16 protein-coding genes are annotated in these 22,974 nt (G+C 73.1%); 6 read left to right on the top strand and 10 right to left on the bottom strand.

All coding sequences use genetic code 11. From position 1 onward, the window contains the following. The first annotated feature begins 130 nt into the window (after positions 1 to 130). From ACMCNN_RS06085 to ACMCNN_RS06070, 4 genes are all read left to right on the top strand, one after another. A complete protein-coding gene (locus tag ACMCNN_RS06085; protein WP_412745182.1) occupies positions 131 to 874 on the top strand; it encodes an amino acid ABC transporter ATP-binding protein in 744 nt (247 codons plus the stop codon). 63 nt (positions 875 to 937) lie between these two features. Next, on the top strand, positions 938 to 1,786 hold the full coding sequence (locus tag ACMCNN_RS06080; protein WP_412745181.1) for a glutamate ABC transporter substrate-binding protein: 849 nt from the start codon (positions 938 to 940) through the stop codon (positions 1,784 to 1,786). Positions 1,787 to 1,856: 70 nt separating this feature from the next. Further along, entirely contained in the window at positions 1,857 to 2,531 is a 675-nt protein-coding gene (locus tag ACMCNN_RS06075) for an amino acid ABC transporter permease (RefSeq protein ID WP_412745180.1), read from the top strand. 41 nt (positions 2,532 to 2,572) lie between these two features. Beyond that, positions 2,573 to 3,433 (top strand): amino acid ABC transporter permease, encoded by an 861-nt coding sequence (locus tag ACMCNN_RS06070; protein ID WP_412747077.1) that lies wholly within the window; start codon positions 2,573 to 2,575, stop codon positions 3,431 to 3,433. Between the two features lie 32 nt (positions 3,434 to 3,465). Here ACMCNN_RS06070 and rny read toward each other — a convergent pair whose 3' ends face one another. The 8 genes from rny to ACMCNN_RS06030 all read right to left on the bottom strand — a co-directional run bounded on the left by rny (position 3,466) and on the right by ACMCNN_RS06030 (position 12,920). Next, positions 3,466 to 5,223 (bottom strand): ribonuclease Y, encoded by a 1,758-nt coding sequence (gene rny, locus ACMCNN_RS06065; protein WP_412745179.1) that lies wholly within the window; start codon positions 5,221 to 5,223, stop codon positions 3,466 to 3,468. A gap of 544 nt (positions 5,224 to 5,767) precedes the next feature. Next, complete coding sequence (locus ACMCNN_RS06060) at positions 5,768 to 6,715, bottom strand: hypothetical protein (RefSeq protein ID WP_412745178.1); 948 nt, start codon at positions 6,713 to 6,715, stop codon at positions 5,768 to 5,770. Positions 6,716 to 7,650: 935 nt separating this feature from the next. Then, positions 7,651 to 8,370 carry a hypothetical protein gene (locus tag ACMCNN_RS06055; protein WP_412745177.1) on the bottom strand — a complete coding sequence of 240 codons (720 nt, stop codon included), beginning with the start codon at positions 8,368 to 8,370 and terminating at the stop codon, positions 7,651 to 7,653. 301 nt (positions 8,371 to 8,671) lie between these two features. Next, complete coding sequence (locus ACMCNN_RS06050; RefSeq protein ID WP_412745176.1) at positions 8,672 to 9,331, bottom strand: regulatory protein RecX; 660 nt, start codon at positions 9,329 to 9,331, stop codon at positions 8,672 to 8,674. A 1-nt stretch (position 9,332) separates the two neighbouring features. Then, positions 9,333 to 10,379 carry a recombinase RecA gene (recA, locus tag ACMCNN_RS06045; protein ID WP_412745175.1) on the bottom strand — a complete coding sequence of 349 codons (1,047 nt, stop codon included), beginning with the start codon at positions 10,377 to 10,379 and terminating at the stop codon, positions 9,333 to 9,335. Between the two features lie 208 nt (positions 10,380 to 10,587). Then, a complete protein-coding gene (locus ACMCNN_RS06040; RefSeq protein ID WP_412745174.1) occupies positions 10,588 to 10,788 on the bottom strand; it encodes a DUF3046 domain-containing protein in 201 nt (66 codons plus the stop codon). 59 nt (positions 10,789 to 10,847) lie between these two features. Further along, the gene (locus ACMCNN_RS06035; RefSeq protein WP_412745173.1) at positions 10,848 to 11,528 is read right to left on the bottom strand and encodes a UdgX family uracil-DNA binding protein; all 681 of its coding nucleotides are present in this window, start codon (positions 11,526 to 11,528) and stop codon (positions 10,848 to 10,850) included. 42 nt (positions 11,529 to 11,570) lie between these two features. Next, the gene (locus ACMCNN_RS06030) at positions 11,571 to 12,920 is read right to left on the bottom strand and encodes an aminotransferase class I/II-fold pyridoxal phosphate-dependent enzyme (RefSeq protein ID WP_412745172.1); all 1,350 of its coding nucleotides are present in this window, start codon (positions 12,918 to 12,920) and stop codon (positions 11,571 to 11,573) included. Between the two features lie 52 nt (positions 12,921 to 12,972). On the opposite strand from ACMCNN_RS06030, the gene ACMCNN_RS06025 reads away from it, so the two are divergent. Continuing rightward, entirely contained in the window at positions 12,973 to 14,211 is a 1,239-nt protein-coding gene (locus ACMCNN_RS06025; protein WP_412745171.1) for a bifunctional pyridoxamine 5'-phosphate oxidase family protein/GNAT family N-acetyltransferase, read from the top strand. An 87-nt stretch (positions 14,212 to 14,298) separates the two neighbouring features. Here ACMCNN_RS06025 and ACMCNN_RS06020 read toward each other — a convergent pair whose 3' ends face one another. Further along, on the bottom strand, positions 14,299 to 15,882 hold the full coding sequence (locus ACMCNN_RS06020; RefSeq protein ID WP_412747076.1) for a M28 family peptidase: 1,584 nt from the start codon (positions 15,880 to 15,882) through the stop codon (positions 14,299 to 14,301). A gap of 45 nt (positions 15,883 to 15,927) precedes the next feature. Beyond that, positions 15,928 to 18,129, bottom strand: coding sequence for a protein kinase domain-containing protein (locus ACMCNN_RS06015; protein ID WP_412745170.1), 2,202 nt, complete (start codon positions 18,127 to 18,129; stop codon positions 15,928 to 15,930). Here ACMCNN_RS06015 and ACMCNN_RS06010 point away from each other — a divergent pair. Continuing rightward, the gene (locus ACMCNN_RS06010) at positions 18,128 to 22,831 is read left to right on the top strand and encodes an ATP-dependent helicase (protein ID WP_412745169.1); all 4,704 of its coding nucleotides are present in this window, start codon (positions 18,128 to 18,130) and stop codon (positions 22,829 to 22,831) included. The genes ACMCNN_RS06015 and ACMCNN_RS06010 overlap by 2 nt on opposite strands. Positions 22,832 to 22,974: the final 143 nt, after the last annotated feature.

The following is a 22,974-nucleotide window of genomic DNA, read 5'->3' as shown; positions in this document are numbered from 1 at the left end:
TCCTGCCCCCTTTCCGGTGTACGACGACGATGGAGTTACCGCTCCGTGACTATTCTCGGCCGGATCCGAGATCGCTGCGCCCATACAGTGGACCTGTTGACAGAACCAACGACGGGATGGTGGTCCGAGCGTGACTGACGAGCCGCTCATCGTGCTCGACAAGGTCAACAAGTGGTTCGGCCCGTTGCACGTGCTGCAGGATGTGGATCTCTCTGTGCACCGCGGCGAGGTCGTGGTCGTGATCGGACCGTCCGGTTCGGGCAAGTCCACGCTGTGCCGCGCGATCAACCGCTTGGAGCCGATCAACTCGGGGACGATCACCTTCGACGGCCGCCCGCTGCCCGCGGAGGGCCGCGCCCTCGCCCGGCTGCGCAGCGAGGTCGGCATGGTGTTCCAGTCGTTCAACCTCTTCGCCCACAAGACCATCCTGCAGAACGTCATGCTCGGACCGGTCAAGGTCCGCAAAGAAAACCCCGCAGCGGTACGCGATCGCGCACTCGCCCTGCTCGAACGGGTGGGCATCGCCAGTCAAGCCGAAAAGTACCCCGCCCAGCTCTCCGGCGGCCAGCAGCAGCGGGTGGCGATCGCCCGGGCGCTGGCCATGCAGCCCAAGGCCCTGCTCTTCGACGAGCCGACCAGCGCGCTCGACCCGGAGATGGTCGGCGAGGTGCTCGACGTGATGACCTCGCTGGCCCGCGAGGGCATGACCATGGTGGTGGTCACCCACGAGATGGGCTTCGCCCGGCACGCGGCCAACCGCGTCGTCTTCATGGCCGACGGTCAGATCGTCGAGCAGGCCGAGCCCGCCGAGTTCTTCGCCCACCCGCGCAGCGACCGGGCCAAGGACTTCCTTTCCAAGATCCTGACGCACTGAGCGTCTACTCAGGAGCCGCTCCGCGGCTCTGTTGGTGCACCACCTGATTCGAGGAGCGTGACGATGCGCATCACCCGATGGGCAGCGGCGGCGGGGGCCGTCGCGATGGCGTTGGCGATGGCGGCATGCGGCGGTGGCGACAGCGGTTCCAGCTCGTCCGGCGTCGTGGACAAGGCGTCCAAGGACAAGAAGCTGGTCATCGGCGTCAAGGCCGACCAGCCCGGCCTGGGTCTGCAGACCGGCACGACCTACACCGGCTTCGACATCGAGATCGCCAAGATCCTGGCGAAGGGCCTCGGCGTGCCGGAGTCCGGCATCGAGTGGAAGACCACCGTGTCGAGCAACCGCGAGCCGTTCATCCAGCAGGGCCAGGTCGACCTTGTGGTGGCGACGTACACGATCAACGACGACCGCAAGAAGGTCGTCAACTTCGGTGGCCCGTACTACATCGCGGGGCAGGACCTGCTGGTGGCGGCCGACTCCACGATCACCGGGCCGGAGTCGCTGGAGGGCAAGAAGGTCTGCTCGGTGACCGGCTCCACGCCGGCCAAGCGCATGCAGACCGACTACCCCAAGGCGCATCTGCAGCTGCTCGACTCGTACTCCAAGTGCGTGAGCCTGCTGGCCTCGAAGACGATCGACGCGGTGACCACCGACGACATCATCCTCGCCGGGTATGCCGCCCAGCCGCAGTACGCCGGCAAGTTCAAGGTCGTCGGCAAGCCGTTCAGCACCGAGCCGTACGGCATCGGGCTGAAGAAGACCGACACCGCGGGGTGCAACAAGATCAACGAGATTCTCAAGGCGTCGGCGACCGACGGGTCGTACAAGGCGGCTTGGGACTCGACGCTCGGCAAGAGCGGCAAGGCCGCGCCCACGCTGGACGTCACGAAGCTGACCAACTGCAGCTGAACCGCCTGATCGCGGGCGGGACCGGCGTGCCGGTCCCGCCCGCGACCGCGTTATCGAGGAAGCGAGGACGATGAACGTCTTCTCCGATCCCGCCAACGTCGACGTGTACGTGACAGGGTTCCTCTGGATCCTGAAGCTCACTATCGGGGGCACTGTCGGCGCGCTCGTGCTCGGGGTACTGCTGGCCGCGATGCGGGTCTCCCCCGTGCCGGTCCTGCGCGGCTTCGGCACGGCGTGGGTGAACACCTTCCGCAACACGCCGCTGACGTTGATCGTCTTCTTCTGCTACTTCGGCCTGTACGCGACGCTCGGCGTCACGATCTCCGACGACCTCGAGCGCAACAACTACTGGCTCGGCGTGATCGGCCTGTCGGTGTACACCGCGGCGTTCGTCTGCGAGGCCATCCGTTCCGGCATCAACACCGTGCCGGCGGGGCAGGCGGAGGCCGCCCGCGCGATCGGGATGTCCTTCCGGCAGACCCTGACGATGATCATCCTGCCGCAGGCCGGGCGCACCGTGATCGCGCCGCTGGGCAGCATCTTCATCGCGCTCGCCAAGAACTCCACCATCGTCGGGACCATCGGGCTCGCCGAGTCGTCCAACGCGATGAAGGAACTCATCAACGCCCACGGCGACGCGGTCATCCCGATCTTCCTGGTCTTCGCGGGCACGTTCGCGGCGGTCCTCATCCCCTCCGGCTACGCCTTCGGCTGGCTGGCGAACCGTCTGGCGGTGAAGCGGTGAGCACGAGCACCGACGCGGTCCTCCACGACCACCCCGGCCCCATGGCCCGGGCACGCAACCGGATCCTCACTGTCGTTTTCGGGGTGGCGCTGCTGGCGCTGCTGTACTGGATCTACGCGCGCTTCGACGCGAAGGGGCAGTGGGCGGCCGCGCTGTGGAAACCGTTCACGTACGCCAGCACGTGGACCGACTACGTCATCCCGGGGCTGGAGGGCACGCTGAAGGCGGCCGCGGTCGCCATGGTGCTCTCGCTGGCATTCGGGCTCGTCTTCGCGGTCGGGCGGCTCTCCGACCACCGGTGGGTCAGCATCCCGGCCGGTGCGGTCGTCGAGTTCTTCCGCGCCGTACCCCTGTTGCTGTTGATGTTCTTCATCTTCTTCGGCGTGCCGTTCCTGACGCAGTCGCCGATGCCTGTCTTCTGGGCGGTCGTCGCGGGTCTCACGCTCTACAACGGCTCGGTGCTGGCGGAGGCGTTCCGGGCCGGGATCCGGTCGGTGCCGCTCGGGCAGAGCGAGGCCGGTTACGCGATCGGCCTGCGCAAGAGCCAGGTCATGCAGGCGATCCTGCTCCCGCAGGCGGCCCGCGCGATGCTGCCGGTGATCGTCAGCCAGCTCGTCGTGCTGGTGAAGGACACGGCGCTGGGCTACATCATCGCGTACCCGGAGCTGCTGCAGCTGGGTGTCAACAACCTGTCCGCCAACTACGGCAACGTGGTGCAGGCGGCGATCGTCGTCGCGATCATCTTCATCCTGGTGAACTCGGCCGTGACCTGGCTGGCGGGCTGGCTCGGCCGGCGCACCCGCCGCACGGCACGGCCCGCCGGGCCGACGCCGGTCGCCACCGGCGAGGAACTCGGCGTGGGTTTCGACGGCGGCATCGGGGTGACCGAGCCGCAGGGCTGACGCGGGCCCAGCCGCTCCGGCCAGCGGAGCGGCTAGCGGGCCAGTTCCGTCACGCGGGACTCGCGGACGACCGTGACGCGGATCTGGCCCGGGTAGGTCAGCTCCTCCTCGATCTGCTTCGCCACGTCGCGGGCCAGCACGGCCGCGCCGATGTCGTCGATCTCCTCCGGGCGCACCATCACCCGGATCTCCCGGCCGGCCTGCATCGCGAACACCTTGTCCACGCCGACCTTGCCGGCGGCGATCTCCTCGATCCGCTCCAGGCGCTTCACGTACGCCTCCAGGCTCTCGCGCCGGGCGCCGGGGCGGCCGCCGGAGCACGCGTCGGACGCCTGGGTGAGCACGGCTTCGATGGTCTGCGGGGCTACCTCGTTGTGGTGCGCCTCGATGGCGTGCACGACGTCTTCGCTCTCGCCGTACTTGCGGGCCAGGTCCGCGCCGATCAGGGCGTGGCTGCCCTCCACCTCGTGGGTGAGCGCCTTGCCGATGTCGTGCAGGAACGCGCACCGCTTGATCGTCGGCACGTCCAGGCGCAGTTCGGCGGCCATGATGCCGGCGATGTGCGCGGTCTCGACGAGGTGCTTGAGGACGTTCTGGCCGTAGCTGGTGCGGTAGCGCAGGCGGCCCAGCAGCGACGCCAGCTCGGGGTGGATGTCCGTGATGCCGACGTCGACCAGGGCCTCCTCGGCGGCCCGGTCGCAGAGGCGCTCCACCTCGCTCTTGGCCGACTCGAAGACCTCCTCGATCCGGTGCGGGTGGATCCGGCCGTCCAGCACGAGCTTTTCCAGGGTCAGGCGGCCGACCTCCCGGCGTACCGGGTCGAAGCAGGACAGCAGCACGGCCTCGGGGGTGTCGTCGATGATCAGGTTGACCCCGGTGGTCGACTCGAAGGCGCGGATGTTGCGGCCCTCGCGGCCGATGATCCGGCCCTTCATCTCATCGCTGGGCAGGTGCAGGACGCTGACCACGCTCTCCGCGGTCTGCTCGCTGGCGACCCGCTGGATGGCGTCCACGACGATGTGCCGGGCGCGGGTCTCGGCGGTGCTGCGGGCGTCGTTCTCGATGTCGCGGATCAGGATCGCGGCCTCCCGCTTCGCCTGCCCCTCGATGCTGTCGACCAGCTCGACGCGGGCGGCCTCGGCGGTCAGCCCGGCGATGCGTTCCAGCTCGCGGCGGTGCTCCTCCTCGGCCGTGGTCAGCGTCGCCTCGCGGCGGGTCAGGGCCGTCTCGCGGGCGGTCAGGTCGGTGTCCATCGCGGCGAGGCGGCGTTCCCGCTCGGTGAGCCGTTCCACCTCGTCGGCGTGCAGCCGCTCCCGCTCGTCGATCCGGGCGGCGCGGCGCTCCACCTCGGCCGCCTGCTCCTTGGCGGTGGTGTTGAGCAGTGCCACCTCGCGTTCGCCGCTGCGCCGGGCCGCCGCGCGGACCTGCTCGGCGTCGGACTCGGCCTGCCGGTGGGCGTGTTCGAGGATGGTGTCGGCCTCCGCGTGCGCGGCCTCCAGCACCCGGCGGGCCTCGGCGCGGGCCGCGTTCGCCTCCGCCTTCGCGGCGGCCGCCTCGGCGCGTACGGACGCGGCCTTGGCCTTGGCGTCGTCGACGGCGGTGGAGGCCTCGTCGGCGGCGGTACGCAGCGCGGCGAGGGACTGCTCGTGCCGGTCCTTGGCTTCCAGGAAACGGTCGTCGACCCGGCCGTTCTGCAACTGGCGCACGACCCGGGCCAGCACGAGACCGAAGATCACCAGTGCGGCGAGGACCGCGATCGCCATCACGAGCACCCAGTACGGGGCGGTCATCTCGCCGCTGCTCCCTTCGCCTCGCACATCCGTTCCCACCAGCCTGTCACGGCTGCTCCGGCCCCCACTGGGGTGGGGTCCGGGCCGCAGCACCGGCCGCGGAACTCGGGATGCTCGACCACGGCACGGACCGGCCGCAGACGGCAACGGCCGACCGGCGGCGGGTCCGGCAATGCCGGACGCACCGGGCTTGTTGCCGCCCCGTGCCGCCCCTGCCGTCGGTGTCCGCGGACCGCCGAACGTGACCGTCGTGTACGCCGCGTTGCGCCACGACCGGGCCGCCGTACCGGGGTGCGCCGGGATGGCGCCCTCCACCCGCACGGCCTGCGGGCGGGCCCGGTAGTCGGCGCCGCAGAGCACCGAAGTGATGCCGTACTGTAATGCGATCTATGTTGTGCGCTTTGCTTGCGGTGGTCGAGCAAACCTTGTGTAACGCGAGGCTAGGTCGCGAGAGCCGGTTCGGTCAAGGACTCATGATTCGGCAGCGGACGGGACGTACGGCGCAGACGTGCACACGCCCTGCTCAAACCGGCCGGGGGGCAATTCAGGCGTAGCGGGACCAGAGATCGCGCATCGGCTCCCATTTCTCGCCGATGCCTTCCTTCCAGTACGCCAGCAGATACGCGGCCACCGGCGCCTGTGCGTCATCCCACCAGATGCCGCTGACGACGCGGTCGCCACCACCCTCGGTCACTTTGTACGCATACTCTACGTAGTTGCCGTTCATGCGGCCCGACGGGGTGGCACGCTTGGTCGCCTCGGCGACGCCCGGGGCGAGCTGACGCGCGTCCACGTTCTGCCCGAGCGCGCGCACCTGGCCCTTGTCCCGGTCGGCAGCCGAGTTGAACTCGACGAAGACGATCGTCATCGCGTCCAGCTCGCAGCGGACCCGGGCCTTCTCGCCGCGGCTCAGGTTCGGGCCGTTGCGCTCACCGCTGCGGGCGCAGCCGGACAGGTGCGGCAGCCAGTCCTGCGCCACCGGGGCCAGGGCACCGCTCAGTTTCGGCTGATTGATGGCGATCTGGCTCTGCTCGTACGCCCCGAGCGTCGGCTCCGCGGACGGGGTGGCACTGGGAGCCGCGGGCGTCGGAGCCGCCGCGGGGGCGGTCGCACGGCCCGCGAACCAGCCGCCCGTGCCGAACAGCAGCAGGCCCACCAGCAGGCCGACGAGCAGGCCCAGCACCACGCGGCGGCGATCCGGCGGCGGGGACGGTTCGATCCGCGGGCCGCGCGACATCGGGGCGTCGAAGCCGAAGCGGTTGTCGTCCCAGCTGGACGGCCCCGCGTCGGACGTGGGCGTCCACCCGGTGTACGGCGCGCCCGAATCCGGATGATCCTGCGAGACTGCCGCCGACGGCACCGGTGGAACCGCCTGGTCCGGCACATAGCCCGGAGCGGTCGCCAGGCCGGGCGCGGAGGCGGGATAGCCCGGAGCGGTCGCCTGACCCGGCACGGCGGCCGGGTGCTGCGGAGCGGTCGCCTGACCCGGCACGGCGGCCGGGTGCTGCGGAGCGGTCGGCGCCGAGTGGAACGGGCCGTAGGCGGGGAACTGGGAGGCCTGGTCGCCGGGGTTTGGAGCCGGAGCGACCGGGTTGGGCGGTGGCGCCGGGAACTGCGGGCCGGCAGTGACAGCCGGACCGGACGTCGGGTGATGGTCGGCGGCCGCGGGAGGCTGAACGGATGCGGGGCTCGGCCCGGGTGTGGCCGTCGGAGTCGGGGAAGGACCCGGCGAAGCGGGGGGCCGGACCGCCGGGGCCGCGTCAGTCTCGGGAGACGGCGGTGGGGGCGGCGTCGGGCCGGAAGCGGGCTCCGCGACGGACGCCGAGTCGCTCGGAGACTCGCGCACGGCGGCGAGGCGCGCGGTGGGTTCGGCGCCCGCCGGGAGGGGACCGGACCCGTCCTGAGCACCGTGGGAGTCGTCTGTCACGGCGGAGCAGATTACCAGTCGGGCGCGGTCTGCGACGCCCCGCGAAGATCCACTTTGGCCGCTGGCCCGGCGGCGCATTTGCCTCCGCGACCCTCGTCCCGGCTGCTGCCGTCGACCGCGATGTGCCGTAGCGCATCGGCACATCGGGCGCGTTGTCGGCGATTTGTGCGGCCGTCGTCAACCGAGCGTGCATGGTGTGCGTCGTTACGTACCGGCGTCCGGCTCGGCGTTCGCTATCTGGGTGGCGGCGGAGGGACGCGAACGCCGCGTCCCTGTTGCCGCTCGGCGCATCGGCAGTGAGACAGCTCATCCCGTGCCGCCGGTCACGCTGTGAGGGAACTCATGCCGGAGCAACGGTTCTCCGGCGGATCGCACACGCCCTACCGCGGATCCGTTGCGGGGAAAAGGGAAACTCCCGCCGGAGCGCGTTGGTGCACGCCCCGGGCGGGAGTCTCGTCACGGCACAGGAACACCTGGCCGCTCGGCCGCAGTCTGCGCCCTTACGCCTCCGCCGACTCGCGGCGGCGGCGCGTCACCAGCACCAGACCGACGCCGCCAGCCGCGATGGCGGCACCGACACCGGCGATGCCCACGACGTTGACGCCGGTGAGCGGCAACCCGGCACCTGCGGAGGCCGAACCCCCGCTGCCGCCGGTGCCGCCGCCATTGCCGACGCCGTTACCGCCGCCCCCGTTGTTGCCGCCCCGGCCGTTGCCGCCCTTCGTGCCGCCGCCGTTGGTCACGCCGCCGCTGCCGGTGCCACCACCCGTGCCGGCGCCGGAATTGGGCGGAGTGTCACCCGGGTTGGCGGTGCCACCGCCGGGGGCTTCACCGCCACCGCCGGAGTCGCCGGGGTTGTCCCCTCCACCCGTGCTTCCGCCACCCGGGTTGTCGCCACCGCCCGTGCTACCGCCACCCGGGTTGTCGCCACCGCCAGTGCTTCCGCCACCCGGGTTGTCGCCACCGCCGGTGCTGCCGCCCGGGTTGCCACCGGTGCCCGGGTCGGTGCTGCCACCAGGGTCGCCGGGGCTGGTGTCGCCGCCCGTGGGGGGATCGTTGGCCTTGTCGGCCGCCGTGGTGTCCGTGGCGTCCGGCTCGGCCAGGGCGATCGCGGTCCGCTGAAGCGTCGGCGCCGTCGAGGCGTTCGCGGCCGCGGCGCCCGTCAGAGCGGCCACGCCGACCGCCCCGACGATCACGCCGAGACGAGCCGTCACACGCACGCCGCGATGGCGTGCGAGCTGGTTGATTCGCATGTTCCTCCCACCGTCGCTGCGCGCCTGAAACTCCCCGTCGAGGCACCTTCCCCATCCAAGGGATGGTGATCCGCGCAGTCAGTGGTGGAACTTACCCGCTGTCAGTGATCGCCGCCATCCACCGTGGACAATACGGACATTAACGGATGCAAATCGTCGTCATGGTTACCGAGAGTTTCCGGACAGCTCTCGCCACGCCACCACAGCAGCGGCACTGCCCGTACCGGTGCGGACGATCGGCGGCGCAGAAGGTCCGTTGCGGCCGGGTCTAGGTGAGGTCGGCCGAACTGTCGGCATCGGCGTATGCGTCGGTGTCGACGTCGGATACGAATTGTGCCGCTTCGGTGTCGCGTTCGGCCATGGCGTCCTTGACGACACGAAACGCCAGGCCCGCGGAATACCCCTTGCGCGCGAGCATTCCGACGAGTCGGCGGAACACCGCCTCCGGGCTGCCGGTGGCGGTGCGCAGCCTGCGGTCGACCAGCGCACGAGCCGTGGCCGCCTCGGAGTCCTCGTCGAGAGACTCCAGCGCCTCGCTGGCCACCTCGGCGTCGACGCCGCGCCGCCGCAGCTCGCCCGCGAGGGCGCGCCGGGCGAGCCCCCGCCCGTGGTGCCTGCTGGACACCCAGGCGCGGGCGAACGCCGCGTCGTCGATGATGCCGACCTCGTCGTAGCGGTCGAGCACCTCGGCGATCACCTCGGCCGAGATCTGTCGGCGGGCCAGCACCTGCGCCAGCTCCGCCCGCGTACGGGGACGCGCCGCCAACTGCCGGAGGCAGATCTCACGGGCCACTTCGGACTCGTCGCGTGGCGGCCCGGCCGACGGGACCCGAGCGGGGGCCTTCGGCTCGGGCGGATCGGGTGACCGGCGGTCGGGCCGTGGGGGGATGGCGTCCCAGCCTCGGCCCGACCGCGCTCCACGTGGCACGTCAGAAGTCGACGGGCGGCAGCTCGGGGCCACCGGCGGCGTCGCTGCCCGCCTGGCCCACACCGAGCTTCTCCAGGATCTTCTTCTCGATCTCGGCCGCTACGTCGGGATTCTCCCGGAGGAACTCCCTGGCCTTCTCCTTGCCCTGGCCCAGCTGGTCACCCTCGTACGTGTACCAGGCGCCGGACTTGCGGATGATGCTCTGCTCGACGCCGACGTCGATGAGCGACCCCTCACGGGAGATGCCCTTGCCGTACATGATGTCGAACTCGGCCTGCTTGAACGGCGCGGCGACCTTGTTCTTGACGACCTTGACGCGGGTCCGGTTGCCGACGACGTCAGTGCCGTCCTTGAGGCTCTCGATGCGGCGCACGTCGAGACGCACCGAGGCGTAGAACTTCAGGGCCCGGCCACCGGTCGTCGTCTCGGGCGAGCCGAACATGACGCCGATCTTCTCCCGGAGCTGGTTGATGAAGATCGCGGTGGTGCCTGAATTGTTGAGAATGCCGGTGATCTTCCGCAGCGCCTGGCTCATCAGGCGGGCCTGGAGGCCGACGTGGCTGTCGCCCATCTCGCCCTCGATCTCGGCGCGCGGCACGAGGGCAGCCACCGAGTCGATGACGATGATGTCGAGGGCGCCGGAGCGGATCAGCATGTCGGCGATCTCCAGCGCCTGCTCACCGGTGTCCGGCTGGGACACCAGCAGGGCGTCGGTGTCGACGCCGAGGGCCCGCGCATACTCCGGGTCGAGGGCGTGCTCGGCGTCGATGAACGCCGCGATGCCCCCGGCACGCTGGGCGTTGGCGACCGCGTGCAGCGCCACCGTCGTCTTACCGCTGGACTCCGGGCCGTAGACCTCGATGACGCGGCCGCGCGGCAGCCCGCCGACGCCGAGCGCCACGTCCAACGCGATGGAGCCGGTGGGGATGATGGCCGTCTGCACGACGGGCCGCTCCCCCAGCCGCATCACGGAACCCTTGCCGAACTGCTTGTCGATCTGCGCCAGCGCCAGATCGAGAGCCTTCTCCCGGTCGGGTCCTGCCACCATGTCAGCCACCCCTGTAGTCGACTTCCCAGCCTTCGCCGATGAGCTTCTATTCACCACGCGCGTCACGGTAGGCGGTGGGTCTGACAGAAACACAGCCGGTCGGCCGTGACCTGTGGATGACCGCGCCGCCTGTGGACAATAGCCGAACACGTGTACGACGATCGAGCGACACGCCAGAACAGGCGTACGAAAGTTCGAACAGACCGGGTCAGTGCAGGCGCACCGGGACCCGGTCGGGGTACGCGGCCACCACCGCACGCCACACCGTGGCCGTGTCCACCCCTTGCGCGATCGCCTCGTCGATGGTCCGGCCGCCGAGATCGGTGAAGGCGTGATCGGCGGCCAGACTCCTGGCATAGGCCATACCGAATGCCTGCTCGAGCCGCGCCCAGAAGTCCGTCAACCGCACCGGCCCAGCCTAGCGCCGGGTTCCGCGCCCGCCACGCGGCCAGAGGGGCGACGGTCCGGTCAGCGACGGGTGGAGCCGGAGCCGACCGCCCCCGCCGCGACCCGCAGGTCATCCACCAGCCCCCGGTACGCGGTGTCGCGGTCGTCGGCGCGCAGGACGGCCGACGGGTGGATCGTGGCGAGCGCCCGGGTCTGCGCCACCGGGAAGTCCTCCGGGTGCCGGGCCGAGGCCGGCCACGGCATCAGCTGACCGCGCGAGCGGGTGACCCGGAAGTCCGGCCCCAGCAGGGCCTTCGCCGCCGTGGCCCCGAGGATGATCACGATCTCGGGCTTGAGCAGGGCGAACTCGGACACCAGCCAGGGACGGCAGGCGGTGATGTGCGCGGGGCCCGGATTCTGGTGGATACGCCGCTTGCCGCGCAGCTCGAACCGGAAGTGCTTGACCGCGTTGGTGATGTAGACGTCGGTCGCGTCGATCCCGGCGTCGTCCACCGCCTCGCGCAGCAGCCGCCCCGCCGGCCCGACGAACGGCAGTCCCTGCCGGTCCTCGACGTCGCCCGGCTGCTCGCCGACGAAGACCACAGCGGCGTGTGCGGCGCCGCGGCCGAAGACCGTCTGGGTGGCGTCCCGATACAGCTCACAGCCGCGGCAACCGGCGGCGGCTGCCTTGAGCTCGTCGAGCGTCCGTGCTCCCGGCGGGATGAACTCCCCGGCGCCGACCGGCGGCTCACTGTTCACCATCCTCCCGTTCTACCGGTCCCGGCCGCCGGGCGCGACTCGGCGTCACCGGGACGGGGGTCCGGCACCGGCGGGATGGGCGGCGGCGGCCACCGCCTCGGCGACCCGGTCCACGTCGGGCAGGTCCAGCGGGCTCACGGTCAGGCGGATGCCGGGCGGGGCGCTCTGGCGGAACAGGGATCCCGGCGCGGCGGCGTACCCGGCGTCGCGCAGGGCGGCGACGGTGCGGGTCTCGTCGGGTACGCGTACCCAGAGGTTGAGGCCCGTGGTGCCGTGGACCGGCAGGCCCCGCGCGGACAGGGCGTCGCGCAGACCGAGGCGGCGGCGGTCGTAGCTGTCGGCCGCGGCGGCGACGGCCGCCGTCACGGTGGCGTCGCGCCACAGTCGCAGAAGCATGCGTTGCAGCAGCGTGGAGACCCAGCCGGTGCCGATGCGCATCCGCCCGGCGACCCGGGCGATGGTGGCCTCGTCACCGGCGAGCACCGCGATGCGCAGATCGGGACCGTAGGGTTTGGACGCCGAGCGCGTGAAGGCCCAGGCCGCGGTGGCGCCGCTGAGACAGTGCAACGGCACACCGGCCAGCTCGGCGGCGTGATCGTCCTCGATGAGCAGCACCCCGGGATGGCCCGCGAGGATCGGTCCCAGTTCGGCGGCCCGTCCGGCGGTGACCGTGGCACCGGTCGGATTCTGCGCCCGTGCCGTGACGACGACCGCGCGGGCGCCCGCGCCCAGCGCGGCCGCCAGCGCGGCGGGCTGCGGGCCCTCGTCGTCGACCGCCACGGGTATCGCGGTGAGGCCCAGCGCGGCGACCAGGTCGAGCAGGTTGGCCCATCCCGGGTCCTCGACCGCGACGGAGTCGCCCGGGCGCAGATGCGTGGTGAGCAGCCGTTCGATCGCGTCGAGCGTCCCCGAGGTGACCGTGATCGCGGCGTCGGCGGCCGGCAGGCCGTCCGCCGCCAGCCGGGCGCGGGCCTCCTCGACCAGCTCGGGCAGCGCGCCACCGGCGGCGGCGTAGCCGAGCGGCTCGCCGGTCTCCCGCGCCACCTCGTGCAGCAGCGGGCCCAGCCGCGGGAGCAGGCGCAGGTCCGGCTCACCGGCCGAGAGATCAACCACCCCTTCGGGTACGGGCAGCCGCAGCGCCGCGCGCGGGGTCGCCACGGCGGGCCGGGCCCGCACGCGGGTGCCGCGGCGGCCGGCGGTCTCGACGACGCCACGTTGGCGCAGATCCTGGTACGCCTTCGCGACGGTGGCCGGGCTGACCTGCAGCGTCTCGGCGAGCAGCCGGACCGCGGGCAGCGCCTGACCCTGGACCAGATCCCCCGTGCGCACCCCCGCCTCGATGCTGGCGGAAATCGAGGCGGCGCTGGAACCCGTGACCTGATACTGTTCTGACACAGAAGTCATTCTGTACTAGCACAAACAATACCGCAAGCTCCCGGGAGGCACGATGACCGGCGTCTACGCGCCCACCCCCCGCACCACCGCGACCCGCTACCGCGATCGCATGCGCTACGAGCACACCGAAGCCCACGCCATCCTGGACGAGGCGTACGACTGTGCTGTCGCGTTCGTCGTCGACGGCGAGCCGCGCGTGCTGCCGACCCTGCACGTACGCGTGGGCGACACCGTCTACCTGCACGGCTCCACCGGTGGCCGGCTGGGGCTGGCGGCCCGCGACGGCGGCGTGCCGGTGTGCCTGTCCGCGACCCTGCTGGACGGCCTGGTGCTCGCCCGCTCCCAGTTCCACCACAGCGCGAACTACCGCTCGGTCGTGGTGATCGGCACGGCCCGCCTGGTCGACGATCCGGCGGAGCAGGCGGCGGCGATGACCGCGCTGGTGGAGAAGATCCGGCCCGGCCGGGCTGCGGACAGCCGGCCGGCCAACCGGCGGGAGCTGGCGCAGACGGCCGTGCTGGCCCTGCCCCTGCGGGAGGTGTCGGTCCGGGTCCGCAGCGGCGGGGTGATGGACGACCCGGCGGATCTGGGTCTGCCGCACTGGGCCGGGGTCCTGCCGCTGCGCCGGGTCACCGGCGTGCCGGAACCGGACGCCGGGGTGGGCGCGGCGCCGCCGGGCTACCTCGATCCCGCCCGCTCACCGTGGCACACCGCGGCGCCCCTGCGCGGCCGCCACGTGGTGCTGGAGCCGCTGCGCCCGGCGCATGTGGACGGTCTCCTGGCCGCCCTGGGCGACGACGAGGTGTGGCAGTACCTGCCGAGCCCGCGGCCCCGCGACCGCGCGGAGATGGCCGGGCACGTGCAGACGGCCGCCCGCCAGCAGTGGCTCGGCGAACGGGTCGCCTGGGCCCAGGTCCACCCGGAGACCGGCGAGGTCATGGGCATGACCAGCTATCACGACATCGACCCCGAGGGGGGCGCCCTGGGCATCGGCCACACCGTTCTCGGCAAGCGGTGGTGGCGTACCGGGGTGAACACCGAGGCGAAGCTGCTGCTGCTGGAGCGGGCGTTCGACGTGCTCGGCGCGGAGCGGGTGTTCTGGTACACCGACGTACGCAACGAGCGTTCGCAGCGGGCGATCGCGCGGCTCGGCGCCAGCCGGGACGGGGTGCTGCGCCGGCACCGGCTGCGCCCGGACGGCACGTGGCGGGACTCGGTGCTGTTCGCGATGACCGCCGACGAGTGGCCGTCGGCGGCGGAGCGGCTGCGCACGATGCTTGCGGCGCACTGACCGTGGAACGGCCGCGCCGGGCGGTACCCCGGCTACGCCCGGACGTGCGGCGGGGGCGCGGCTGCGGCCGCACCCCCGCCGGAAGGCTCAGCCCCGGGTGATCGTGATGTCGTCCACGGCCGCCTCGACGAGGCTGGCGGTCGCCGCGTCCGCGGCCTCCACCTGCAGCCGGATGCTCTGCCCGGCGTACGGGGACAGGTTCACCGTGGCGGTCTGCCACGCCGCCGCGCGGTCGCTGGCGGCGCCGGACTGGCTGAAGACAGTCGTGGTGCCCGCGCCGGTGACCACGCTCACCCGCAGGTAGTCCGCGCTGGTGGCGTTGTCCAGATGCGCCAGGTACCAGGCGAACGACAGCGTCAGCGTGCCCGACGGCAGGGTGATCGCGGGTGAGCGCACCGTGGTGGTGCCCCCGTCGACGTCGTTGGCACCGGCGCTGGACCCGGCGGACGCCCCGGTCACCAGGTCGAAGGTGCCGCTGCTGGCCGTGCCGAGCTGGGTGGCGACGCCGGAACTGGTCGCGGCCGGGTCGCCACGCTCCCAGCGGCCCGTGGTCGCGGTGTCCGTACCCGCCGCGTTGGTCGTCCAGCCGGTCGCGGTCTCGAACGTGTCCTGCCACACCTCGGTGCCACCCGGCGGGGTGCCGCCACGCTCGGCCAGCGCCCACACCGTCGCCGCGATGGCGTCGGAGTTGCGGTCCAGCGCGGTGTCGTTGATGTTGGCGCTGGTGTCGCAGGAGCGGTGGTAGCAGGCGTCGAACGCGGCGGCCGTACCGCCCCACAGCTCGACCTGGGCCGCGGTCTTGCGGCCCTCCGCACCGCTGAAGATGCCGCCCGCGGGGATGCCGTTGGCGATGAACGGCCCGTAGTCGCTGCGCCCGTCGAAGTCGGTCCCGCGGGTCGGCACCCCGATGGACGTGAAGTACGCGGCGAGCGTCTGCTCGATCTCCGCCGACCCGGCCGGGCCGGGACCGGAGCCGGTGTGGTCCGAGTCGTCGCCGTCGTACAGGAAATATCCCGGGTTGGGCGACGCCACCATGTCGAAGTTCAGGTAGCCGGTGATCGCTGCCCTCTGCCCGGAGCTGAGCGAGTTCACGTACGCGGTCGAGCCGCGCAGCCCCTGCTCCTCGGCGCCCCACCAGCCGAACCGCAGGTGCCGGGCCGGGTGGAAGCCGCTGCGGGCCACGGTGAGGGCGACCTCCAGGTTGGCGGCCGAACCCGAGCCGTTGTCGTTGATCCCCGGACCGGCGGTGACGCTGTCCAGATGCGAGCCGATCATCAACGTGTCCGCGGTGTCCCCGCCGGGCCAGTCCGCGATGAGGTTGTAACCGGTGGCCCCGCCGTACGTGAAGGACTGCTGTTGGGTCGTGAAGCCCGCGGCGTCGAGCAGGTTCTTGACGTAGGTGACGGAGGCGAGGAAGCCCGGACGGCCGTGCGCCCGGTTGCCGCCGTTGGCGGTGGCGATCGACTGGAGCTCGTTGAGGTGCGCCTTGACGTTGGCGACGGCGATGTCGGGCGCAGCGGCGATGTCGGGCGCAGCGGCGGCGGCCCGGGCCGGAGCTGCCGCGAGGGTGACCAGCAGCGTCGCCGCGCCGACGAGGGGGAATGCTCTCACGGGGTCCTCCGCGGGGTCGGGAGACCGCCGCCGGGCGTACGGCGGCGGCACGCCGAGCATTCCAGAGTGGACGCCGTGCCCGCTCATCCCGGTTGATACATAGCGTCAGGCCAGGGAGAACGTGCTCCGGATCATCGTGTACGTGTCCCAGCTGCCCGCCCAGTCGGACTCCGGGGTGGCCCAGGCCAGCGTGTAGGCCCGGTCGCCCACGGCCAGCCAGCGGGTCATCACGTGCACCGGCGGGTCGTCGTACCGGAACTCCCAGTCGGCGGCGCGGGCCAGCAGCGGCACCGGCTCGATGCCGATCTGCTGGTAGCCGGGCAGCCGGCCGGTGCCGGTCAGCCGGTCGGCCTCGGTGCGGCACGCCTGCACCGGGTCGGCGGCCGGGTCCCGGTCCGGGTCGACGCTCAGATACCGGTCGCTGCCGGGGTCGCGGAAGCAGACCGTGGTGCCGATCCGCTCGTACGTCCAGCCGTCCGGGACGGCGAGGCGGAATCCCGGGGCGTCGGTGAAGTAGGACCAGCCGGGCGGCAGGGTCCAGCCGTCCGCGACGCCGACGGCGCCCGGCTGCGGGGTTCTCGGCAGGGCGGGGCCGGACGGGTTGCCGCAGAGTGTCGGGCTGAACCCGTCCGCTCCGCCCTGGCCGCCCGGGGGCCCGGGGACCTGGTTCGATCCCGGTAGTCGCAGGGAGGCGGGCATCCGTTCGGCGCTCGTCACCGGCAGCGCCTCGGTGTCCTGGTCGCGGCGGTGGGTGTGCCGGGCGGGGTGGCTCGCGCCGCCGAGCACGGCCAGCACCGCGATTCCGGCCGCGACGAGCCGGGAGCCCAGACTCCGCCCCGGCCGGCCACCGGGCTGCGGCGGCCTCTGCCCTGGTCGCCACTGCGGCGGCGCCGTCGGCGACAGCCCCGAGTCCAGCAGGGACGGTGAGCCGGACAGCAGCGGCACACCTGGTAACGGAGCCGGGTCCCGCCAGGGCGGACGCACCGGTGATGGCGGCGGTGCCGGCGCTGCGCGTTCCCGTCTCCGGTTCAGCCGGGCTTCATCCTGGTCGACGCGGAGGGCACCCGGAGCGGCATTCGTCGGGGCCGCGGGATCGGGGGCGGCCCGGCCACCGGACAGCGCTCCCGGCCCGCGCGGGCCCGGTGCCACCGGGCCGGTGGTCGGCGGCGGCACCGCCGACCGTAGACGTCCGGCCGCCCGGGGCGGGTGATTGCCCGGTCGCTGCCGGGGCGGCGTAGCGACGGCGGGCGACGCGTTGCGCACCGCCGGATCCATCAGCCGCGCGACCGGTTCCCGCTCCCTCTCCCGTGCCGCTGTACCGGCCGTGTACCCCGCGGCGACCTGGCCCCGACCGGCGATCCAGCGGCGGACGGCCCCGTCGTCGGCCGGAGCCGGTCCGGCGACCGGAGCGCGGCCGGGACGGCGCGGCGCGGGCACCGCGAGACCCAGCACGGCCCGCCGCCGCGCCGGGGCCGGGCCCCTGCCCTCCGCCACGGCCACGATGGCGGCCAGCCGCTCGGCCACCTCGGCCGCGGTGAGCCGCTCGGCCGGGTCGCGGCGCAGCAGCCCGAGCAGCACCGGGGCGAGCGGCCCGGCCAGCACGGGCGGGTCCGGTTCCGCCGAGGCGAGGGCGATCAGGGTCGCCATCACGCTCTCCCGCGCGTACGGGGAGCGGGCCTCGACGGCCGCATACAACGTGGCGCCCAGCGACCACAGGTCCGATTCCACGGTGGACGCGCCGTCGCGGGCCCGTTCCGGGGACACGTAGTGCGGCGAGCCGACGATCATGCCCGGACCTGTCACGGACCCCTCGTCGACGAACGTGGCCAGGCCGAAGTCGGTGAGCACCACCCGCCCGTCGTGACCGATCAGCACGTTGTGCGGCTTGACGTCGCGGTGCAGCACCCCGGCGCGGTGCGCCGCGGTGAGCGCGTCCAGCAGGGCCAGCCCGATCCGGGCGGCGGCCACCGGGGCGAACGGGCCGTCCTCGCGGACCACCTGGAACAGGGACCGGGACTCGATGTACTCCATGACGATCCACGGCAGACCGTCGGCGTGCACCACGTCGTAGATCCGGACCACGTGCGGATGGTTGAGGCGGGCGGCGCTGCGGGCCTCACGCAGCGTACGGGTGCGCAGGCGGCCCTTCTCCTCGTCGCTCATCCAGGCCGGCGGGACGAACTCCTTGACGGCCACGTCGCGGTCGAGCATCTCGTCGCGGGCCAACCACACGCGCCCCATGCCACCGGATCCGACCGGATCGAGAAGACGATACCGACCGGCCACGACCGTACGCCTGACCGCCATGAGCCCCCACCGTCCCGTCGCCCTCAGGATAGGTGCGGGCACGGCGCGTGCGGAACGTCGATCACCCGCCCGCCGCACGGGGCATTCATCATGTCCCCCGAATCCTGTCGTACCCCGGGGGCAGGATGAGGGCGTGCGGGAAGAGTTGGAGGTGTTCGGGCCGGCCACGCGGGAGTGGTTCCGGGCCGCCTTCGCCGCGCCCACGGCCGCCCAGGCGGGCGCCTGGCGCGCGATCGGCGCGGGGCACAATGCGCTGGTCGTGGCCCCGACCGGCTCGGGCAAGACGCTCGCGGCATTCCTCTGGTCGCTCGACCGGCTGGCCCGCGAGCCGGTTCCGGCCGATCCCCGGCACCGCTGCCGGGTCCTCTACGTGAGCCCGCTCAAGGCCCTCGCCGTGGACGTGGAGCGCAACCTGCGGGCACCCCTGACGGGTATCCGACAGGCCGCGGGGCGCCTCGGCCTGCCGCCCCCGGACATCACGGTCGGGATGCGTACGGGCGACACCCCCGCCGACGAGCGCCGCCTGTTCGCGCGTACCCCGCCGGACATCCTCATCACCACTCCGGAGTCGCTGTTCCTGCTGCTCACCTCGGCGGCCCGCGACTCGCTGCGCGGCGTGGAGACGGTCATCGTCGATGAGGTGCACGCGGTCGCGGCCACCAAGCGCGGCGCGCACCTGGCCCTGTCCCTGGAGCGGCTGGACGCGCTGCTGCCCCGGCCCGCGCAACGGGTCGGCCTGTCCGCCACGGTGCGGCCGATCGAGGAGACGGCCCGGTTCCTCGGCGGGGCGCGCGACGTGCAGGTCGTCCAGCCGCGCAGCGCCAAGACGATCGAGGTCGGGGTCGAGGTGCCGGTGGAGGACATGACCCGGCTCGACGAGCTGCCCGAACAGGACATGGACCTGCCCGGCGGGCCGCGGCACACCCCGTCCATCTGGCCGGCGGTGGAGGAGCGCGTCCTCGATCTCATCGAGGCGCACCGGTCCACCATCGTGTTCACCAACTCGCGCCGCGGCGCCGAGCGGCTGTGCGCGCGGATCAACGAGCTGGCGTACGAGCGGGCCGACCCGGCGGCCGCCGCGGCGGCGAGCCTGCCCGCACCTCCGGGCGCCCCGCCGCCGCGCATGCCCGCGCAGGTCATGGCGCAGGCCGGGGAGGCCGGGGGCGCACCGCCCGTGGTGGCCCGCGCCCACCACGGCAGCGTCTCCCGCGAGGAGCGCAAACAGATCGAGGAGGCGCTGAAATCGGGGCGGCTGCCCGCCGTGGTGGCCACCTCCAGCCTGGAGCTGGGCATCGACATGGGCGCGGTCGACCTGGTCGTCCAGATCGAGGCGCCGCCGTCGGTGTCTGCCGGGCTGCAGCGCATCGGCCGGGCCGGGCACCAGGTCGGCGCCGTGTCCCGTGGCGTGGTGTTCCCGAAGCATCGCGGGGATCTGCTGTCCTGCGCGGTGGTCGCGGAGCGGATGGGCGCGGGCGCGATCGAGGAGCTGCGCTACCCGCGCAACCCGCTGGACGTGCTGGCCCAGCAGATCGTCGCGATGGTCGCGCTCGACGCCTGGGACGTCGCTGAGCTGGCCGCGCTGGTGCGGCGGGCCGCGCCGTTCGCGGAGCTGCCCGACTCGGCCCTGCACGCGGTGCTCGACATGCTCTCCGGGCGCTATCCGTCGACCGCCTTCGCGGAACTGCGCCCCCGCCTGGTCTGGGATCGCACGACGGACGAGCTGACCGGCCGCCCCGGCGCCCAGCGCCTCGCGGTGACCAGCGGCGGCACCATCCCGGACCGGGGCATGTTCGGCGTGTTCCTGGCCGGTGCCGAGCGCGCCTCCCGGGTCGGCGAGCTCGACGAGGAGATGGTGTACGAGTCGCGCGTCGGCGACGTCTTCCTGCTCGGCTCGACGTCCTGGCGCATCGAGGACATCACCCCGGACCGGGTGCTGGTCTCCCCCGCCCCCGGCGCACCGGCGCGGATGCCGTTCTGGAAGGGCGACACGCTGGGGCGCCCGGTCGAGCTGGGCCGGGCGATCGGCGCCCGGCTGCGGACGCTGGCCCGTTCCGGCGACGAGGCGGCCACCGGGTCGCTGCGCGACGCCGGGCTGGACGAGTGGGCGGCCGGCAACCTGCTGGCGTACGTGCGGGAGCAACGCGAGGCCACCCGGCACCTGCCGGACGACCGCACGGTCGTGGTGGAGCGGTTCCGCGACGAGATCGGCGACTGGCGGATGACCGTGCACTGCGTGCTCGGCGCCCGCGTCAACGCACCCTGGGCGCTGGCCATCGCCCACCGCCTCACCGAACGGTACGGCGTGGACGGCCAGGTCATGCCGTCCGACGACGGGATCGTCGTGCGCCTGCCGGACACCGCCGACCAGCCGCCCGGCGCCGAGCTGGTCGCCTTCGACCCGGAGGAGATCGCCCAGCTCGTCGAGGAGTCGGTGGGCACCTCGGCGCTGTTCGCGTCCCGGTTCCGCGAGTGCGCCGCCCGGTCCCTGCTGCTGCCGCGCCGCGACCCGCGCCGCCGCCAGCCCCTGTGGCAGCAACGGCAGCGCTCGGCGCAACTGCTCGACGTGGCCCGCGAGTTCGCCGACTTCCCGGTGACGCTGGAGGCGGCCCGCGAGTGCCTGCAGGACGTCTTCGACGTACCCGGCCTGGTCGCGCTGATGCGGGAGGTCGCGGGCCGCAAGGTACGCCTGGTCGAGGTCGAGACGCCACGGCCGTCGCCGTTCGCCCGCTCGCTGCTGTTCGGCTACGTGGGCGCCTTCCTCTACGAGGGCGACGCACCCCTGGCCGAGCGCCGCGCCGCCGCCCTGGCACTCGACTCCACCCTGCTCGGCGAGCTGCTGGGCCGGGTGGACCTGCGGGAACTGCTCGACCCGGCCGTGGTGGCCGAGAGCGAGGCGCAGCTGCAGTGGCTGACCGACCGGCGCCGCCCCCGCGACGCCGAGGACACCGCGGAGCTGCTGCGCCTGCTCGGCGACCTGTCCGAGGCCGAACTGGCCACCCGTGGCGTGGACCCGCAGTGGCTGTCCACCCTGGAGGGAGCCCGGCGCGCCATCCGCGTCAGGGTCGCGGGCGAGGACCGCTGGATCGGCGTCGACGACGCGGGGCGCTACCGCGACGCGCTGGGCACGGCCCTGCCCGTGGGCATCGCCGAGGCGTACCTGGAGCCGGTGGCCGACCCGCTGGGCGACCTCGTCGCCCGGTACGCCCGCACCCACGGCCCGTTCGCGGCCGCCACCTGCGCCGCCCGGTTCGGCCTCGGTGGCTTCGTCGTGGAGCAGGCCCTCAAGCGGCTCAGCGGCACCGGCCGGGTGGTCTCGGGCGAGTTCTCCCCCGGCGGGGCGGGCACCGAGTGGTGCGACGCCGAGGTGCTGCGCCTGCTGCGGCGGCGGTCATTGGCCGCGCTGCGGCGCGAGATCGAGCCGGTGCCGCCGCAGGTCCTGGCCGGGTTCCTGCCCCGCTGGCACCAGATCGGCGGCAACGCCCGAGGGGTGGACGGGGTCGCCGCCGCGGTCGAGCAGTTGCAGGGCATCGCCGTACCAGCGTCGGCGTGGGAACGGCTGGTGCTGCCCGCACGGGTCACCGACTACTCACCGGCGTTCCTGGACGAGCTGTCCGGCGGCGGTGAGGTGCTGTGGGCGGGCTCCGGGTCGATCCCGGGCGGGGACGGCTGGGTGACCCTCGCGTACGCGGACTCGGCCCCGCTGCTGCTGGCGCCCCCGGACGACGAACTGGCCCAGTCCCCGCCGCACCGGGCGATCCTGGACGCCCTAGAGGGCGGTCAGGCGCTGTTCTTCCGCGCGCTCAGCGACCGGGTCCACGCCGAGGACGACGAGCAGCTCGCGGCGCTCGTGTGGGATCTCGTCTGGGCCGGGCACCTGACCAACGACACGTTCGCGCCGCTGCGGGCCCTGCTCGGCGGCAGCGGCGCCCACCGGTCCCGTCCGGCGCCCGCCCGCGGGCGGTACCGCCGCCCGGGCCGGCCGCACCTGCCCAGCCGCAGCGGCCCGCCCGCCATGGCCGGGCGCTGGTCCCGGCTGCCGGAACGCGACCTCGACCCGACCCGGCGGGCCACGGCCGTAGCTGACCTGCTGCTGGAGCGGCACGGCGTGGTGACCCGCGGCGCGGTCGCCGCCGAGGGAATCACGGGTGGGTTCGCCGGCGTGTATCCGGTTCTGAGCGCGCTGGAGGAACGCGGCGCCGCCCGCCGTGGCTACTTCGTGGAGGGGCTGGGCGCGGCACAGTTCGCGGTGCCCGGAGCGGTGGACCGGCTGCGCGCGCTGGCCGAGCCCGCCGAGCCGACGCGACACACGTCCGCGCTGGTGCTGGCCGCGACCGACCCCGCCAACCCGTACGGCGCGGCCCTGCCGTGGCCCGGCCGGGTGGTCGACAGCGGTGACGGCACACCGGCCACCGCCAGCGGTCACCGGGCGGGCCGCAAGGCGGGCGCCCTGGTCGTCCTCGTCGCGGGCGAGCTGGTGCTGTACGTCGAGCGGGGCGGCCGTACCCTACTGTCCTTCGCCGACGACCCGGAGGCGCTGGTCGCGGCCGGTCAGGCGCTGGCGGCGGCAGTGCGCTCCGGGGCTCTCGGGGTGCTCAGCGTCGAACGCGCCGACGGCGAATCCGTGCACGCCTCACCGCTGCGCGACGCACTGACCGCGGCGGGCTTCCGCCCGACCCCCCGCGGCCTGCGCCTACGCGCTTGAGAGCGGCCGCGGCCGAGAGCGGACCGCGGCTTCGAGCTGTGAGCGGACCGCGGCTTCAGGCGAGAGCGGACCGCGGCTTCAGGCTGAGAGCGGACCGCGGCTTCAGGCGAGAGCGGACCGCGGCTACGCGGCCCAGACGTCGC

Origin of the sequence: Krasilnikovia sp. MM14-A1004 (assembly GCF_047159485.1) — a bacterium.
In the GTDB taxonomy this organism is placed as follows: domain Bacteria; phylum Actinomycetota; class Actinomycetes; order Mycobacteriales; family Micromonosporaceae; genus Actinoplanes.
This window is presented reverse-complemented; position numbering and strand designations above follow the sequence as displayed.

Bases quoted from the DNA above. Each gene is read 5' to 3' on its own strand.
- ACMCNN_RS06075 (WP_412745180.1), top strand. From the start codon at position 1,857: ATGAACGTCTTCTCCGATCCCGCCAACGTCGACGTGTACGTGACAGGG.
- ACMCNN_RS06035 (WP_412745173.1), bottom strand. From the start codon at position 11,528: ATGGTGAACAGTGAGCCGCCGGTCGGCGCCGGGGAGTTCATCCCGCCG.
- ACMCNN_RS06025 (WP_412745171.1), top strand. From the start codon at position 12,973: ATGACCGGCGTCTACGCGCCCACCCCCCGCACCACCGCGACCCGCTAC.
- ACMCNN_RS06010 (WP_412745169.1), top strand. From the start codon at position 18,128: ATGAGCCCCCACCGTCCCGTCGCCCTCAGGATAGGTGCGGGCACGGCG.
- recA (WP_412745175.1), bottom strand. From the start codon at position 10,379: ATGGTGGCAGGACCCGACCGGGAGAAGGCTCTCGATCTGGCGCTGGCG.
- ACMCNN_RS06070 (WP_412747077.1), top strand. From the start codon at position 2,573: ATGGCCCGGGCACGCAACCGGATCCTCACTGTCGTTTTCGGGGTGGCG.
- ACMCNN_RS06020 (WP_412747076.1), bottom strand. From the start codon at position 15,882: ATGCTCGGCGTGCCGCCGCCGTACGCCCGGCGGCGGTCTCCCGACCCC.
- ACMCNN_RS06015 (WP_412745170.1), bottom strand. From the start codon at position 18,129: ATGGCGGTCAGGCGTACGGTCGTGGCCGGTCGGTATCGTCTTCTCGAT.
- rny (WP_412745179.1), bottom strand. From the start codon at position 5,223: ATGACCGCCCCGTACTGGGTGCTCGTGATGGCGATCGCGGTCCTCGCC.
- ACMCNN_RS06080 (WP_412745181.1), top strand. From the start codon at position 938: ATGCGCATCACCCGATGGGCAGCGGCGGCGGGGGCCGTCGCGATGGCG.